This window comes from Octadecabacter dasysiphoniae, assembly GCF_021532615.1.
In the GTDB taxonomy this organism is placed as follows: domain Bacteria; phylum Pseudomonadota; class Alphaproteobacteria; order Rhodobacterales; family Rhodobacteraceae; genus Octadecabacter; species Octadecabacter dasysiphoniae.
Genome location: NZ_JAKGAQ010000003.1, coordinates 23,770 through 38,645 on the forward strand (window position 1 = coordinate 23,770; position 14,876 = coordinate 38,645).

At 57.0% G+C, this 14,876-nt stretch carries 15 protein-coding genes; 6 read left to right on the plus strand and 9 right to left on the minus strand.

What is annotated here, in order from left to right; genetic code table 11:
* Positions 1-59: 59 nt before the first annotated feature.
* Positions 60-1,295 (minus strand): urate hydroxylase PuuD, encoded by a 1,236-nt coding sequence (locus tag L0664_RS12440; RefSeq protein WP_235226212.1) that lies wholly within the window; start codon positions 1,293-1,295, stop codon positions 60-62.
* 94 nt (positions 1,296-1,389) lie between these two features.
* Between L0664_RS12440 and L0664_RS12445 the strand changes: the two genes are divergently transcribed.
* Positions 1,390-2,322 carry a LysR family transcriptional regulator gene (locus tag L0664_RS12445; protein WP_235226213.1) on the plus strand — a complete coding sequence of 311 codons (933 nt, stop codon included), beginning with the start codon at positions 1,390-1,392 and terminating at the stop codon, positions 2,320-2,322.
* Here L0664_RS12445 and uraH read toward each other — a convergent pair.
* Complete coding sequence (uraH, locus tag L0664_RS12450) at positions 2,307-2,660, minus strand: hydroxyisourate hydrolase (RefSeq protein WP_235226214.1); 354 nt, start codon at positions 2,658-2,660, stop codon at positions 2,307-2,309. The genes L0664_RS12445 and uraH overlap by 16 nt on opposite strands.
* A 143-nt stretch (positions 2,661-2,803) precedes the next feature.
* On the opposite strand from uraH, the gene puuE reads away from it, so the two are divergent.
* The 4 genes from puuE to L0664_RS12470 all read left to right on the plus strand — a co-directional run bounded on the left by puuE (position 2,804) and on the right by L0664_RS12470 (position 6,674).
* A complete protein-coding gene (gene puuE / locus L0664_RS12455; protein ID WP_235226215.1) occupies positions 2,804-4,210 on the plus strand; it encodes an allantoinase PuuE in 1,407 nt (468 codons plus the stop codon).
* A complete protein-coding gene (locus L0664_RS12460; protein ID WP_235226216.1) occupies positions 4,207-4,692 on the plus strand; it encodes an ureidoglycolate lyase in 486 nt (161 codons plus the stop codon). The genes puuE and L0664_RS12460 overlap by 4 nt, the downstream gene beginning before the upstream one ends.
* A gap of 57 nt (positions 4,693-4,749) precedes the next feature.
* Positions 4,750-6,069, plus strand: coding sequence for a uracil-xanthine permease family protein (locus tag L0664_RS12465; protein ID WP_235226217.1), 1,320 nt, complete (start codon positions 4,750-4,752; stop codon positions 6,067-6,069).
* Positions 6,070-6,200: 131 nt separating this feature from the next.
* Positions 6,201-6,674 (plus strand): tRNA (cytidine(34)-2'-O)-methyltransferase, encoded by a 474-nt coding sequence (locus tag L0664_RS12470; protein ID WP_235226218.1) that lies wholly within the window; start codon positions 6,201-6,203, stop codon positions 6,672-6,674.
* Here L0664_RS12470 and bhcD read toward each other — a convergent pair whose 3' ends face one another.
* The 4 genes from bhcD to bhcA all read right to left on the minus strand — a co-directional run bounded on the left by bhcD (position 6,675) and on the right by bhcA (position 11,062).
* Positions 6,675-7,640, minus strand: coding sequence for an iminosuccinate reductase BhcD (bhcD, locus tag L0664_RS12475; protein ID WP_235226219.1), 966 nt, complete (start codon positions 7,638-7,640; stop codon positions 6,675-6,677).
* Between the two features lie 120 nt (positions 7,641-7,760).
* Positions 7,761-8,918, minus strand: a complete 1,158-nt coding sequence (gene bhcC / locus L0664_RS12480; protein ID WP_235226220.1) for a 3-hydroxy-D-aspartate aldolase BhcC — start codon at positions 8,916-8,918, stop codon at positions 7,761-7,763.
* Positions 8,919-8,930: 12 nt separating this feature from the next.
* A complete protein-coding gene (gene bhcB / locus L0664_RS12485; protein WP_235226221.1) occupies positions 8,931-9,884 on the minus strand; it encodes a beta-hydroxyaspartate dehydratase BhcB in 954 nt (317 codons plus the stop codon).
* An 11-nt stretch (positions 9,885-9,895) separates the two neighbouring features.
* Positions 9,896-11,062 (minus strand): L-aspartate--glyoxylate aminotransferase BhcA, encoded by a 1,167-nt coding sequence (gene bhcA, locus L0664_RS12490; RefSeq protein ID WP_235226222.1) that lies wholly within the window; start codon positions 11,060-11,062, stop codon positions 9,896-9,898.
* Between the two features lie 165 nt (positions 11,063-11,227).
* Here bhcA and bhcR point away from each other — a divergent pair, with 165 nt between their 5' ends.
* Complete coding sequence (gene bhcR / locus L0664_RS12495) at positions 11,228-12,070, plus strand: HTH-type transcriptional regulator BhcR (RefSeq protein ID WP_235226223.1); 843 nt, start codon at positions 11,228-11,230, stop codon at positions 12,068-12,070.
* On the opposite strand, the gene L0664_RS12500 is transcribed toward bhcR, so the two are convergent.
* From L0664_RS12500 to L0664_RS12510, 3 genes are all read right to left on the minus strand, one after another.
* Positions 12,071-12,889 carry a bifunctional allantoicase/(S)-ureidoglycine aminohydrolase gene (locus tag L0664_RS12500; RefSeq protein WP_235226224.1) on the minus strand — a complete coding sequence of 273 codons (819 nt, stop codon included), beginning with the start codon at positions 12,887-12,889 and terminating at the stop codon, positions 12,071-12,073.
* Between the two features lie 75 nt (positions 12,890-12,964).
* Positions 12,965-13,630 carry an alpha/beta fold hydrolase gene (locus tag L0664_RS12505; RefSeq protein WP_235226225.1) on the minus strand — a complete coding sequence of 222 codons (666 nt, stop codon included), beginning with the start codon at positions 13,628-13,630 and terminating at the stop codon, positions 12,965-12,967.
* On the minus strand, positions 13,627-14,751 hold the full coding sequence (locus tag L0664_RS12510) for a cobalamin-independent methionine synthase II family protein (RefSeq protein WP_235226226.1): 1,125 nt from the start codon (positions 14,749-14,751) through the stop codon (positions 13,627-13,629). Before L0664_RS12510 ends, L0664_RS12505 begins: the two co-directional genes overlap by 4 nt.
* Positions 14,752-14,876: the final 125 nt, after the last annotated feature.

Consider the following 14,876-nt stretch of genomic DNA (forward strand, 5'->3'; position numbering starts at 1 on the left):
GCTGAAGCCAGAAGAATGTCAATGCAATTGAGAATTATTCGCAATAAGGGGTTTTTAGATCAATATTTATTGGCGTTTTGATACCAACGCACGATCGTCGCGCGGTCTTCATCGCTCATGTAGGTGACGTTGGCGGGGGGCATGGCGTGGCTGACCCCAGACTGGATATAGATCGCGCGGGCATTGCGGGCGATGTCGGCAGGTGTATCAAGCAGCACGCCTTTGGGCGCCCATAGCATTGTGTCGGACCAGGACGGTTCGCGGGCATGGCACATGGAACAGCGGCCCATAACGACGTTGTGCGCATCGTCAAACCCTGCCGCCGCCATGAGGGTTTCTTCGTATTCAGTCGGCGCGCGGGCCTCGGCCTCATCGTAGGTGTCCCACATGTTGGCCGTCGACAGCCAGGCGATGACGATCATCAACAGCACGGTCATGGCCCAAGTCCAATGCGGGCCTTTGCCGGTTTTGTGCATCGTGTTGAAGTAATGGCGGATCGTGACGCCGGTCAGGAAGATCAGTGATGCGATGATCCAGCTGTATTCAGTGGCGAACGACAGCGGGTAGTGATTGGACAGCATCAGAAAGATCACAGGCAGCGTCAGGTAGTTGTTATGCGTGCTGCGCAGTTTGGCGATCTTGCCGTATTTGGCGTCTGGCGTGCGGCCTTCTTGCAGGTCTTTTACGACGATCCGCTGGTTGGGCATGATGATGAAAAACACATTGGCCGTCATGATCGTGGCCGTGAACGCACCCAAATGCAGCATTGCCGCGCGTCCTGTGAAGACCTGATTGTAGCCGTATGACATGACCACAAGGATCAAAAACAAGATTATCATCAATGCAGTAGGGTGGTTTCCTAATGTGGACTTGCACATAAAATCATACAGCAACCAACCGATTGTCAGCGACAGCGCGGAAATCGCGATGCCCTGCCACAGGGCCAGATCGGCCTTGGCCGCGTCGATCAGGTACAATTCCCCGCCGACCCAATAGATGATCATCAACAGCGCGGCACCTGACAGCCAGGTGCTATAGCTTTGCCATTTGTGCCAGGTCAGATGTTCGGGCAGGCGTGCGGGCGCGACCATGTATTTGGTCGTGTGGTAAAAACCGCCCCCGTGGACTTCCCATTCTTCACCCGCCGCACCCTCGGGCATGTCGTCCGCAGGTTTGAGCATGAGGTCCAGCGCGATAAAATAGAACGATGCCCCGATCCACGCCATTGCCGTGATGACGTGCAGCCAGCGCACGGAAAACGCTACCCATTCCCATAAAATCACAGCGTCAAACATGGCATTTCCCCTATCCGTTTCGGGCAATCTATCGCGGGTCAGTTTATTCTGCTATTGGGGCATAAAGCTACGCTCTATCAAGAAAAGCGATAAAATGTCCTACCTCGATAACATCAGAACCTTCGTACGTGTCTATGAATTGGGCAGTATGTCCGCCGCTGGTCGCGATTTGCGCATATCGCCTGCGGTAACATCATCGCGGATTTCATCGCTTGAAGAACATTTGAACGTGCGCTTGTTCCAGCGCACGACCCGCAGCCTGACGGCGACCGAACAGGGGCGCGCGTTTTACACGGGCGCTGTCGCGGTTCTTGAGGCCGTGGATGAGGCCGAAGGGCAGGTTGCCGGTATCACCGATAACCCCAAAGGATCGCTGTATGTTGCCGCGCCGCTAGGTGTTGGTCGGCGGCTGATTGCGCCCTGCGTGCCTGAATTTGCGGGCAATTACCCCCTGATCGATATCAGGTTGCGCCTGACAGATCGCAAGGTTGATTTGACCACCGAAGGGCTTGATATCTCTTTCTTTCTAGGTGAACCGGCGGACAGCAATTTACGGATCAAACAGATCGCGGATTGTGAACGGGTGTTGGTGGCGTCACCTGATTATTTGGCCAAACGCGGACATCCAGTGGATGGCGATGCGTTGATTTCCGACAATCACAACTGCCTGAATTTGCGCTACCCCGGCGCGCCGGAATTCCAGTGGCGGTTGCAATTGCCGGACGGCCCCAAACGGTTTCGCGTCTCGGGTCGCTATGAATGTGATGACGGGGATGTGTTAACCGGCTGGGCATTATCAGGCGAAGGGATCGCGCTGAAACCCGTGTTCGAAATTGCAGAACATTTGAACGCCGGAACATTGGTGCCCGTGGCCGAAAAAACGCCGCCGGTGCCTGTTCAAATGGCCTGTTTATACACGCATCGTCGCCGCCAAGACCCCAAGACGCGCCTGTTCATGGAATTCATGACGGCGCACATTGGGGCGGCGGTAAAGGCCGCGCAAACGTCGGTTCAGCTGCCGCGATAGGTGGAATATCCGTAGGGCGACAAAAGAAGCGGCACATGGTAGTGCGCCTCTGCGTCGTCCATTGCGAACCGAATGGGGATTTCGCCCAAAAATTTCAATTCTCCCGCAGCTAGATCGTGGGATTCAAGGTAATCCGAGCAGAAAAAGACAAGTTCATATTTGCCGGTCTTGAAATCATCCATGGGCAAAATCGGGCTGTTGGTGCGCCCGTCATCATTGGTCACGGTTGTGGCGATCAACGTGCGGTCCCCATCGAGGCGGTAAAGCTCGATCTTGATTCCCTCAGCAGGCAGGCCGCGGGCGGTATCGAGGACGTGCGTGGTCAAATATCCAGACATAAGGTGTCTCCTTTGTTGGCAATCTATCTGCGACGTGCGTAACGACAAGGCAAACAAGGGTCACGCGACAGTCTTTCAAGAATATCCATTAAATGCGCGGGATTGTTTTGTATTAACACTTCATCAAGAAGACAGGGCTGAAAATGAACGATACGACGGGCTATCCACGCGACATGACAGGCTACGGGGCGACTCCTCCGGCGGCGAACTGGCCGGGCGGCGCGCGGATCGCGGTGCAAATTGTGCTGAATTATGAAGAGGGTGGCGAGAATAACATCCTTCATGGTGATCCCGCGAGCGAGGCGTTCCTGTCTGAAATCGTGGGCGCTGCGGCGTGGCCTGATCAGCGCCATGCCAACATGGAATCAATCTATGAATATGGCGCGCGGGCCGGGTTTTGGCGGCTGTACCGGATGTTGTCGCCGCTGCCGGTAACAGTTTACGGCGTGGCGAGTGCATTGGCGCGCGCACCCGAACAGGTCAAAGCGATGCAAGAAGCCGGCTGGGAAATCGCATCCCACGGGCTGAAATGGGTCGAACACAAAGACATGCCCGAAGACGAAGAACGCGCAATGATGACGGAGGCGGTGCGCCTGCACACCGAAGTTGTCGGATCGCGCCCGCGTGGCTGGTACACAGGGCGCAGCAGCGAAAACACGATCCGTTTGGCCGCGGAAGAAGGCGGGTTCAAATACATCGCCGACGCCTACGCCGACGATGTGCCGTATTGGACCGAATTTGGCGAACGCGACCAGTTGATCGTGCCCTATACGCTGGATTGCAACGACATGCGGTTTGCCACGCCGCAGGGGTTCAATTCTGGCACCCAGTTTTATGATTACCTTAAGGCAACGTTTGATGTGCTGTACGCAGAGGGCGGGCGGATGATGTCGCTTGGTCTGCATTGCCGTCTGGTCGGCCGTCCGGGCCGTGCGCAGGCGTTGCAACAATTTATAGAATACGCCAACAGCCATGACGGTGTGTGGTTTGCCACCCGCGAAGACATCGCGGATCACTGGGCTGAACAGAACCCACCGCGCCGCTGGGCACGCCCGAGCCAGATGGATCACGGAACTTTCGTCACAACATTCGGCGGAATTTTCGAACATTCCAGCTGGATCGCGGACCGTGCCTTTGCACTGTCCCTTGGGCCGACGCACGACAGCGCCACAGGTGTTCATTCTGCGCTGTGCCGGATGTTTCGCAGTGCCAGCCACGATGAACGTCTCGGCGTGTTGACCGCGCACCCTGATCTGGCCGGAAAGCTGGCGGCGGCGGGTAAGCTGACGGATGAAAGCACATCCGAACAGGCGGGTGCCGGTCTTGATGCGCTGACCGATCAGGAACGCAGCACATTTCAGGCCCTCAACACCGCGTATGTCGCAAAGCACGGCTTTCCATTCATCATCGCCGTGCGCGATCACACGAAGGCGAGCATCATGGCCGCGTTTCATACGCGCATCGATCATGACACAGACACGGAATTTGCCACCGCCTGTCGTCAGGTTGAACGGATCGCCGAGTTCCGTTTGATGGATTACTTCGCATGACCCCTATCGTTCCCCAGCCTCTTACCGCTGCCGCATTCGCCCCCTTCGGCGATGTCATGGACTGTTCGGGCGATGCGGATATGATTATCAATCAGGGACTGTGCGGACGTTTTCATGATCGTGCCAAGATGGAGTTTGGCACCGGGCAGGCGGGCATCAGCCTGTTTAACGCTACACCGCGCGCGTTTCCGTATGCGCTGGAAATGATGGAACGGCATCCGCTGGGATCACAGGCCTTCATCCCCATGACGCAGCACCCGTTTTTGGTGATCGTAGCGCGCGATAAAGACGGCGCGCCAGGCACCCCAAATGCGTTCATGACGTCGCCCGGACAGGGCGTGAATTACCACCGTAATGTCTGGCACGGGGTGCTAACACCGCTTCATGCGCCGGGCCTTTTTGCAGTTGTTGATAGGATCGGCGACGGTAACAATCTTCAAGAATACTGGTTCGACACGCCACGCGTTGTCGCACCGGCATAACCACGACCAAACCCGCATCAGACGGGTCAAACCACTCAAGGGAAAAAGGGACTTAAAATGACGAATGCAACATATTCAGATCCGAATGTGACGCCGCCGCTTGCGCAGGCTGTGCCACTTGGATTTCAACACGTATTGGCGATGTTCGCCTCTAATGTAACACCGTCTATCATCGTTGCCGGCGCCGCTGGCCTTGCTTTTGGCGGACCAGAGCAGATTTACCTGATCCAGATGGCAATGTTGTTTGCGGGTATCGCCACGCTGTTTCAAACGGTCGGCATAGGCCCGATCGGATCACGTTTGCCGATTATGCAGGGCACGTCTTTTGCGTTTGTTGGTGTTTTGGCAGGGATCGCCGCGACTATGGGGCTTAGCGTTGCGCTTACCGCGTGTATCATCGGTGGTGTTGTTCACTTCATCCTCGGCGCGTTCATCAAGAACCTGCGCTGGTTGTTTCCACCGCTGATCACGGGCCTCGTGATTTTGGCGATTGGTCTGTACCTCATTCCGGTTGCGATCAAATACGCAGCGGGTGGTGCAGCTGATTTCCAGATGGCCGCTGAAAGCTTTGGTTCACTAAAGCACTGGTCGGTTGCTTTGACAGTTATCCTTGTGTCGCTGGGCGTTAAATTTTTCACCAAGGGCACATTGTCGGCCTCCGGTATCCTGATCGGCCTTCTGGCAGGTTACGTGCTGGCCTTCGCGCTGGGCATGGTAAACTTTGCACCGGTTTCTGGTGCAGCATGGATTACACCGATCACACCGCTGCCATACGGGTTTGAATTCAACCTTGGTGCTGTCATCGCCGTAACGTTGGTGTCCGTCGTGTCTGCGATTGAAACTGTCGGCGATGCGTCTGCAACAGCCAAAGCAGGCGCAGGTCGCGATGCAACGGACGAAGAAATCACGGGTGCAACATACGCGGACGGTCTTGGAACCGCAGTGGCTGGTGTGTTCGGTGGTCTGCCAAACACTTCCTTCAGCCAGAACGTCGGTATCGTGGGCATGACAGGCATCATGTCGCGCCACGTTGTGACAATCGCGGGTCTGATCATGATCGTTTGTGGTTTGATCCCCAAAGTCGGCGCTGTGATCGCATCCATGCCTTTGCCTGTTCTGGGCGGTGGTGTGATTGTGATGTTCGGCATGGTCGCATCTGCGGGCCTGAACGTTCTGGCCGAGGAAAAGATGACGCGCCGCACGATGGTCATCATCGCGGTGTCACTGGCGTTTGGTCTGGGTCTGAACCTTGTGCCAACTGCTGTGCAGTATCTTCCAGGCGTGGTTAAAACATTGGCCACATCCGCTGTCGCACCGACGGCAATTATGGCGATCTTGCTGAACCTGGTCCTGCCCAAAGACATGGACGAGGCGTAAGCCAAACCTGTTTGACTGACGAAGGCCCCCGTAGAAATGCGGGGGCCTTTGGCGTTGTAAGACGCCCTAAGGACAGGGTAACAGGTGGCTAATCGTGCCACCGTGGTGCGTCCGTTAAAAAGGCTGCCAAGATGACAGACGCACGCATGAAAATGGTCTTGGTGACCCCAGAAATCCCCTACAACACAGGCGCCATCGGGCGGACATGTGTGGCGCTGGGCCTGGAATTGATCCTGATCAAACCTTACGGATTTTCTCTCGATGAAAAGTCCGTGCGCCGTGCGGGGACGGATTACTGGAAACATGTATCACTAAGCGAATACGACAGTTGGGCGCATTTTCTTGAGGCACGAAAGCCCGCACGCGATCAAATGTATTTCTTTGAAGAACACGGCGCGCAAAGCCTGTACGCGCCGCAATATCATCCTGACGGTTATTTGGTATTTGGCTGTGAATCCGCAGGGCTGCCACGCAGTGTTCTGGATGGCATGGACGACCGCGTGTTCCATTTGCCCATGATCAGCCCCAAGGTGCGGTCCCTGAACCTCGCCAATGTGGCGACGGCGGTGATCTATCAGGCGATGCGGCCGCAATTGGGCGGCTGATTAAAAATCAACCTCCATGCCGATGCCTTTGGCCTTGGCGATTTCAACAATGCTCGCTGACACAGCAAGATCCTGAAGACCAACGCCCGTGCCATCGAAAAGCGTGATTTCATCGTCCGCGCTGCGCCCTGCATGGGCTCCATTGATCACAGCACCAAGTTCATTGATATCACCGCGTGTCTTTAGCCCCGCCGCAACGACGTGTTGCGCCTCGCCCAACGTCACGGATTGCGCGATCTCGTCGGTGAAAATCGTGGCTTTGGCCAACAGATCGGTCTGTGCTTCTTGCTTGCCGATTGTATCGGTGCCCATGCAGGCCACGTGGGTGCCTGCGCTAATGTGCGCTGCCCCGAACACGGGCGAAAAAACAGACGTAATGGAAATGACCACGTCCGCCTGTGTCATCTCATCAAGGGCCACGGCCTCAAACGGCAGGCCAAATTCAGCGGCAACATCTGCCAATGTCGTCAGGGCGGCAGGGTTGCGGTTCCAGCCGATCACCTTGTCAAAGCTGTGGGTTTCAAGCGCGGCACGCAGTTGAAATTTTGCCTGATGCCCCGCGCCGATCATGCCCATAACCTTGGCATCCTTGCGCGCCAGATGTTTGATCGACACGCTAGACGCCGCCGCCGTGCGCAACGCCGTCAACAGATTGCCCCCGACCATCGCCGCCACCTTGCCTGTGTCCGCATCAAACAGGAACACGGTGGATTGATGGTTGATCAACCCGCGCTGCTCAAGGTTATGGGGCCAGTATCCGCCCGCCTTTAATCCCAACGACATGCCCTTGCCGTCAAAGCCGCCCTTGAACCCGTAAAGCGCATCCTCATGGCCGATGGCTTCGCGGATCACAGGAAAATTATAGGCATCCCCGGCAGACATCGCGGCAAAGACTTTTTCAATAGCCTCAAACGCGTCCCGACGGGTCAAAATGTCTGCAATGGCGGACTCCGGAACAATATACATGGGTATCTTTCCTCAATAAAAATCGTGGTTGGCGAACAGATTTCCCTTGTTCACCTGGCCAAAAAACTCTGGGGGTGCGGGGGCTAGCCCCCGCCGGATCGCCGCCAGGCGAACCCTTTTTCAGTAGGCCTTGCCACGCGCGGACACGGGCCAAACGGTTTCAACTTTGCCGCCGCGCACGCCGACGTAGTAGTCGTGGACATTGCAGGTCGGATCACAGTGACCAGGGACGAGCTTCAGCTTATCGTTAACCTTCAACACACCGTCCGGGTCGGCCACAACGCCGTGTTCGTCGCTGCATTTGACGTATTCCACATCGGTGCGCCCGTAGATGAACGGCAGACCGCTGTCGACCGACTGTGCCTTCAGGCCCGCGTCCACGATCGCTTTGTCGGTCTTGGCGTGCGACATCACAGAGGTCAGCAGGAACAGCGCGTTTTCCCATTCACCCGCATCAATCCGTTTGCCGTCTTTATCGAGGATACGGCCATAATCGGCATCCATAAACGCGTAAGACCCGCACTGGAGTTCGTTGAACACACCCGAATTGCTTTCAAAATAATAAGATCCCGTACCACCGCCTGACACGAAATTCGGCGTCATGTCGATGGCCGTCAGCGCCTCAACCGCGTCCTTCACCTGATCAACCGCGACCTGCGTTTTGCCCGCACGTTCCTCATAGCTGTCCATGTGCTGCATTGCACCCTGATAGGCCTGAATACCGTCAAACACGAGGTTGTCCGCCGCATCGATGGCTTGGGCGATTTCTACAACCGCGGGCGTGGTCGTCACGCCGCAGCGCCCCGCACCGCAGTCGATTTCAACAAAACAGTGGATGGTCGATCCGTGCTTTACTGCCGCTGCAGACAGGTCTGCCACATTGGCCACGTCATCCACGCAAACCGTGATCTTTGCCTCAGACGCCATCCGCGCGAGGCGGTCAATCTTGGCGGGTTGGCGCACTTGGTTGGACACCAGCACGTCTTTGATGCCGCCGCGCACGAACACATCGGCTTCGGATACTTTCTGGCAGCACACACCAATCGCGCCGCCCAGTTTTTCCTGTAGTTTTTGCACATCAACGGATTTGTGCATCTTGCCATGGCTGCGGTGGCGCATGCCGTGGGCCGCAGCATAATCGCCCATCTTTTTGATGTTGCGTTCCAGCGCATCCAGATCAAGCACAAGGCACGGCGTTTGAATGTCAGCTTCGTCCATACCCGGCAGGGCAGGCACATCAAAACCGACTTCGAGGTCCATAATGTTGGTGTCTTTCATGTCGTCGTCTCCCTAGTTCAGCATCCATGGCAGCATGTCGAGGTCGACATTTCCGCCCGTTACAATCACGCCGACACGTTTGCCCGCGAACATTTCTTTGTTTTTCAGAATGGTGGCCAACGGCACCGCACAGCTGGGTTCCATCACCAGCTTCATGCGCTGCCACGTCAGTTTCATGGCCGCGATTATTTCATCTTCGCTGGCCGTCAGAATATCGCTGACGTGGTTGGATACAAAATGCCATGTGCGTTCTTTCAGCGGCACCTTAAGGCCGTCCGCGATGGTTTGCGGGGCATCGTCGGCAATGATGTGGCCTGCCTTGAAACTGCGGTAGGCATCGTCCGCCTGTTCGGGTTCGGACGCGATAATCTTCACCTCGGGTGCGATGTGGGACAGGGTTAGGCAGGTGCCTGAAATCATGCCACCGCCGCCAATCGGGGCAACCATCAAGTCCAGCCCGTCAACCTGTTCCATAAATTCGCGGCTGCAGGTGCCTTGGCCCGCAATCACGCGTGGATCGTTGTAAGGGTGCACGAAATCACCACCCGTTTCGGCCTGTACCTTTGCGAACACTTCTTCGCGTGATGTGGTCGATGGATCGCATTCCGTGATGATCCCGCCGTAGCCACGCACGGCGGCCTTTTTGGCCTCGGGTGCGGTGCGTGGCATGACCACGTTGCACGGTATACCACGGCGGCCAGCGGCGTAGGACAGCGACAGCGCGTGGTTCCCGGATGAATGGGTGCACACACCTTTGGCGGCGTCTTCGTCGCTTAGCCCAAAGACCGCATTTGACGCGCCGCGCACTTTGAACGCGCCCGCCTTTTGGAAGTTCTCGCACTTAAAAAACAGCTCAGCCCCGGTCAGTTCGTTGAAATACGAAGACGTCAGGACCGGCGTGCGGTGGATGTGGGGCTTAATGCGTTCATGGGCATCCAGCATGTCTTGGAAGGTCGGAATGTACATGGCAGGGCTCCTTATGCGGTCGTGCGGTAGGTTTCTTGGGCGGCGGCAACGCCAGACCCTAGCGTGATCGGCAGGCCCAGATCAGCCATGCACATTTCCGCCGTTGCGATGCCGGACAGGGCCATGACATCGGTCAGCGATCCAAGGTGGCCGATGCGAAACACTTTGCCCGCGACCTCACCCAGACCAGTGCCAAACGCGACGCCGTATTTCGTGGCGGCCAGATCAACGATGTCGGATGCGTTAAATCCGTCCGGTGTTTTGATGGCGCTGACGGTGTCAGAATACACATCCGGCGACGTCGCGCATAGATCCATGCCCCACGCGCTGATCGCGGCACGCACCCCGTTCGCAATGCGTGTGTGGCGGGCGAACACATTGTCGAGTCCTTCGTCCAAAAGCATGTCGGTCGATGCCTTAAGCCCGTTCAACAATCCAACCGCGGGCGTGTAGGGATAGGCGTTGGCGTCATAGCCCTTTGACATATCGCGCACGTCAAAAAAGGTGCGCGGCAGGGTCGCCTTTGCGATTGCCGCCATGGCCTTGGGTGAAAACCCCACAATGGCGAGGCCCGCAGGCAGCATGAACCCTTTTTGGGATCCCGTAACGGCGATATCGACGCCCCAATCGTCAAACCGAAAATCCATCGACCCGATGGATGACACGCCATCCACGAACAGCAGGGCAGGGTGTTTGGCATCATCGAGCGCCTTGCGCACCGCAGCGATGTCGGATTTTACACCTGTCGCGGTTTCGTTGTGCGTGGCGAGGACGGCTTTGATTTGGTGGTTGGTATCCGCCGCGAGGATTTCTGCGTAACGCTCAGCGGGGAGCCCGTCGCCCCACGGGGTTTCAACGATCGTCACACCCAGCTTGTGACGCTGGCACATGTCGATCCATTTGTGGCTGAACATGCCGTTGCGCGCAGCGAGCACTTTGTCACCGGCTGACAACGTGTTTGTGAGGGCCGTTTCCCAGCCGCCTGTCCCTGTCGAGGGAAAGATGAAAACCTCTGCGGTTTTGGATTTCAACACCTTTTGGATGTTGGCCCGCACCGGATGGAGGATTTGACCAAACAAAGGAGAACGATGATCGATCGTGGGCATGTCACAGGCTTTGCGCAGGCTTTCGGGGATGTTCGTGGGGCCGGGAATAAAGACTGGGTTTTGAAAGCTCATCGGTCGGTCCTCCTTTAAGGTCTGTCCTGTTTACGGAGGGTCAATCGAGCACGCAATTTTTTCGAAAGTAGGTTTCGAATTGCCAATTTTCAGGGAAAAGTAAGCCTTGTCAGAAGGTTAATATTTTTCATATATTAAAATTGATTTTCAAAAGTGGAAAAAATAATGGCTGATGATCCTCAGAACTTCCCGACGCGGGCCCGTGGGCGGCCCAAAGCATGGGTGGATAAGACGGATCAGAACACCATTAAATCACTGGACCGTGCCCTGATTGTTCTGGCCCGATTGGGCGACATGGAAGAAGCCACGCTGAGCGAACTTGCCAGTGATTTGGGCCAATCTGCCGCCACGATTTACCGCGTCTTGACGACCTATCAGTCCCACGGATTTACCGAGTTTGATGACGCGCGGCAGGTTTGGTCTGTGGGGGCGGGGGCGTTTTTGACGGGCGCGAAATTCTTGCGGCGCACATCGTTGGTGGAACGCGCGCGGCCGCATTTGCGCAGCCTGATGGAGGCGACGGGGGAGACGGCGAACTTGGGCGTGGCCAAAGACGACAACGTGCTGTTCCTGTCGCAGGCCGAAACCCACCACGCGATCCGTGCGTTTTTTCCGCCCGGTACGCTTTCGCCCATGCATGCGTCGGGGATCGGTAAGGCACTGTTGGCGCAGTGGCCGCACACGCGGGTTGAGGGGCTGTTTGCCGCCCGCACGCCCGAGATGTTCACCGAACATACGCTGGTCACGCCAGACGCCTTGCAGCATGATCTGCACAAGACGCGGCAGCGTGGCTATTCCTTTGACGCAGAAGAAAAAAACATCGGCATGCGTTGCATCGCGGCCCCTGTCTTTGACGTCGCGGGGGAGGCCGTGGCGGGGCTGTCTATTTCGGGCCCGGTGGCGCGGGTGACGGATGCCAAGATCGTTGAAATGGGCGCTGCGGTGCGCGCTGAGGCCGATGCGTTGACCTTGGAATTGGGCGGTGTCGTGGTGGCGGCGTCGTCGTGATTACAGGCCCGGGTGGCGGTTCACATCTTTGTACAACAGATAGCGGAATTCGCCGGGTCCGCCTGTATAACACGCCTGCGGGCAGAACGCGCGCAGCCACATGAAATCGCCTGCCTCGACCTCAACCCAATCGTTGTTGAGGTTATAAACGGCTTTGCCGCTGAGCACATAAAGGCCGTGTTCCATAACGTGGGTTTCCAGAAACGGGATCACGCCGCCCGGCTGAAACGTCACGATTGTCACGGCCATGTCGTGGCGCATGTCACTTGGGTCAACAAAGCGCGACGTGGCCCATGCGCCGTCGGTGTCGGGCATAAAGGTCGGTTCGACATCTGCGTCGTTGGTAACAAGCGCGGGCGGGGCGTCGATGCCTTCGACCCATTCATAGGCCTTGCGAATCCAGTGGAACCGGCAGGCTGCGTCTGTGTCGTTCTTGAACGTCCAGTCGGTATCGACGGGGATGTAGGCGTAGCTGCCTTCGGTCAATGTGTGCGTGGCGCCGTCAATAGTAAGCGTCGCGCTGCCCTCAACCACGAAAATCACTGTCTGTGCTTCGGGATCGGTGTCGGGTTTTTCCGACCCACCGCCAGCGCTGACTTCGACGATGTATTGGCTGAAGGTTTCAGCAAAACCCGACAGAGGCCGCGCGAGGATCCAGGCGCGTGTCTTATCCCAGAATGGCAAATTGCTCGTTACGATGTCGCGCATCGTGCCCTTGGGGATGACGGCGTAAGCCTCGGTGAAGATCGCACGATCTGTCAGAAGCTGCGTTTGTGGCGGATGGCCACCCTGAGGGGCGTAATATGTGGGTTTTTTCATACCTCTAACGTAGACGACGCGACGCTAAGGCCAAGTGAGGAACGCGCTGACACTCTCGTTTGAAAAGATTGATAATCATTTAAGCCAGCGTTCCATAGCTGCGCGGGTTGCCTTTGGTTGTTCAAGGGATGGCAGGTGGCCTGCGTTTTTGATGACCTCAAGCGTGGCGTTGGGGATCAGGTCTGCCATCAGCGTGTGACGGTGCAGGGGGCATAGGCGGTCGTGCTCACCCGTTAGGATCAGGGTGGGTTTTTGCCATGTGGACAGCGTGGTTTTCTGGTCGGGGCGGGTTTGTAGGGCGCGGGACTGGCGCACGAATACGTCCGGCCCGAGGGTAAGCGCCATGTCCATGCACAGATCCAGAACGGCGGCGCGGTTTGGGCCATCACATAGGTAATTCGGCTTCATCTCATCGCGCATCACGGATTTGAGGTGCCCGCTGACGGCCTTGTCGATCTGGGGTTCGCGCAGGGCCTTTATTTTATCGCTTTCGGCTTCGCAATTTGTGTCCATCAGGGCTAGGCGGGTGACGCGTTCGGGGGCTTGGCGAATGACCTCCATCGCGATGATGCCGCCCATGGACAGACCCCCAAGGGCAAAGGTTGCGGGGGCGTTGTTGAGGACGTCCGCGGCGATTGCCTCAACCGTGTCGTGGTCTGTGATGGGCAGGCAGATATGGGGCGGCATGTGGTCAAACAGCCGCCCGTCGCACATCATTCCCGCGAGCAAAACAAGGGTCATTTGACCTGTGCGGCGCCCTGTGAAAGCGCGCTGAGTTTTGCATATGCGATTTCAGGATCGACCGCGCCAAAGCCCGCGAACGTGCCAAAGCCGCAGTCTGACCCTGCTATCACACGATCATGCCCAACGATGTTAACGAAGCGTTCGATGCGCTGTTGCACAAGATCGGGGTGTTCGACGAAGTTTGACGTTGTATCCACGACGCCGGGCACAAGGATTTTGTTGTCCGGGATGTCTGCGGCGCGATCACGAAATACCGCCCATTCGTGGCCGTGGCGGGGGTTGGATGTTTCAAACAACAGATAGTTGGCGTTGGTGGACATCAGGGTGTCGAACATCTTGGCCATGGGGATGTCGCAGACGTGCGGACCTTCGTAATTGCCCCAACAAATGTGGACGCGCACGCGGGCGGGATCGATGCCATCAAGCGCGTGATTAAGCGCCTCAACATGGCTGGCGGCGATTTTCAGGAATTCATCATCGCTGAGGTCATTGAACAGCATGTGACGCGACAGCGCGAGGTCGGGACAATCGAGCTGAACATCAAGGCCCGCGTCGACGATTGTGCGGTATTCGTCGCGCATCGCATCAGCCAGTGCGGCAAGGTATTCTTCGCGGGTGGCATAGAAATCGTTTTGCAAAAACAAGGATATAACACCGGGGGAGGCCGCGTTCATAAAGCCGCGTTCGATGCCTTGTTCGGCCATGCCCGCGCGCAGGTTGGCGATGTCTTTTTCCAGCTCTCCCTGGCCTTTGGATTTGACCGCACCGACGCACATGGGGCGGGCGTATTGGGGGGTGCCGCCATCATCCGCAAGGCGTTTGAGGAAGGTCGGGAACTGCTTGAGGTCGGCGGGTGCATTGCGCGGGCTGTCGCCGTCAAATCCGGTGTAGCGGTCTTTGACATAGGTGGCGTAGCTGATTTTCGAAGTCTCGCCGTCGGACACGATATTGACGCCCGCCGCGGCCTGTTTGGCGACGGTTTGCGACACCGCTTTGGTCATACATGCGTCAAATTCTGCGGTGTCGTAGTCTTTGCCGTTTTCGCGGGCGAAGATGAAATCGACGACGTCTTGGGTGCGGGGCAGGGACCCGACGTGAGAGGTTAAAATCTTGGACATGATGGGCCTTTCGGTGCGTATGGGTCGGGTATGGGTGCGGTATGGTTCTGGTATGGGTCTGATCTGGTTAATCTTGGTCGATTTTGCGTATCATATTGAAAAATATGCCGTTTCGCGGGATTTGG

Bases quoted from the DNA above. Each gene is read 5' to 3' on its own strand.
- L0664_RS12440 (WP_235226212.1), bottom strand. From the start codon at position 1,295: ATGTTTGACGCTGTGATTTTATGGGAATGGGTAGCGTTTTCCGTGCGC.
- L0664_RS12445 (WP_235226213.1), top strand. From the start codon at position 1,390: ATGTCCTACCTCGATAACATCAGAACCTTCGTACGTGTCTATGAATTG.
- uraH (WP_235226214.1), bottom strand. From the start codon at position 2,660: ATGTCTGGATATTTGACCACGCACGTCCTCGATACCGCCCGCGGCCTG.
- puuE (WP_235226215.1), top strand. From the start codon at position 2,804: ATGAACGATACGACGGGCTATCCACGCGACATGACAGGCTACGGGGCG.
- L0664_RS12460 (WP_235226216.1), top strand. From the start codon at position 4,207: ATGACCCCTATCGTTCCCCAGCCTCTTACCGCTGCCGCATTCGCCCCC.
- L0664_RS12465 (WP_235226217.1), top strand. From the start codon at position 4,750: ATGACGAATGCAACATATTCAGATCCGAATGTGACGCCGCCGCTTGCG.
- L0664_RS12470 (WP_235226218.1), top strand. From the start codon at position 6,201: ATGACAGACGCACGCATGAAAATGGTCTTGGTGACCCCAGAAATCCCC.
- bhcD (WP_235226219.1), bottom strand. From the start codon at position 7,640: ATGTATATTGTTCCGGAGTCCGCCATTGCAGACATTTTGACCCGTCGG.
- bhcC (WP_235226220.1), bottom strand. From the start codon at position 8,918: ATGAAAGACACCAACATTATGGACCTCGAAGTCGGTTTTGATGTGCCT.
- bhcB (WP_235226221.1), bottom strand. From the start codon at position 9,884: ATGTACATTCCGACCTTCCAAGACATGCTGGATGCCCATGAACGCATT.
- bhcA (WP_235226222.1), bottom strand. From the start codon at position 11,062: ATGAGCTTTCAAAACCCAGTCTTTATTCCCGGCCCCACGAACATCCCC.
- bhcR (WP_235226223.1), top strand. From the start codon at position 11,228: ATGGCTGATGATCCTCAGAACTTCCCGACGCGGGCCCGTGGGCGGCCC.
- L0664_RS12500 (WP_235226224.1), bottom strand. From the start codon at position 12,889: ATGAAAAAACCCACATATTACGCCCCTCAGGGTGGCCATCCGCCACAA.
- L0664_RS12505 (WP_235226225.1), bottom strand. From the start codon at position 13,630: ATGACCCTTGTTTTGCTCGCGGGAATGATGTGCGACGGGCGGCTGTTT.
- L0664_RS12510 (WP_235226226.1), bottom strand. From the start codon at position 14,751: ATGTCCAAGATTTTAACCTCTCACGTCGGGTCCCTGCCCCGCACCCAA.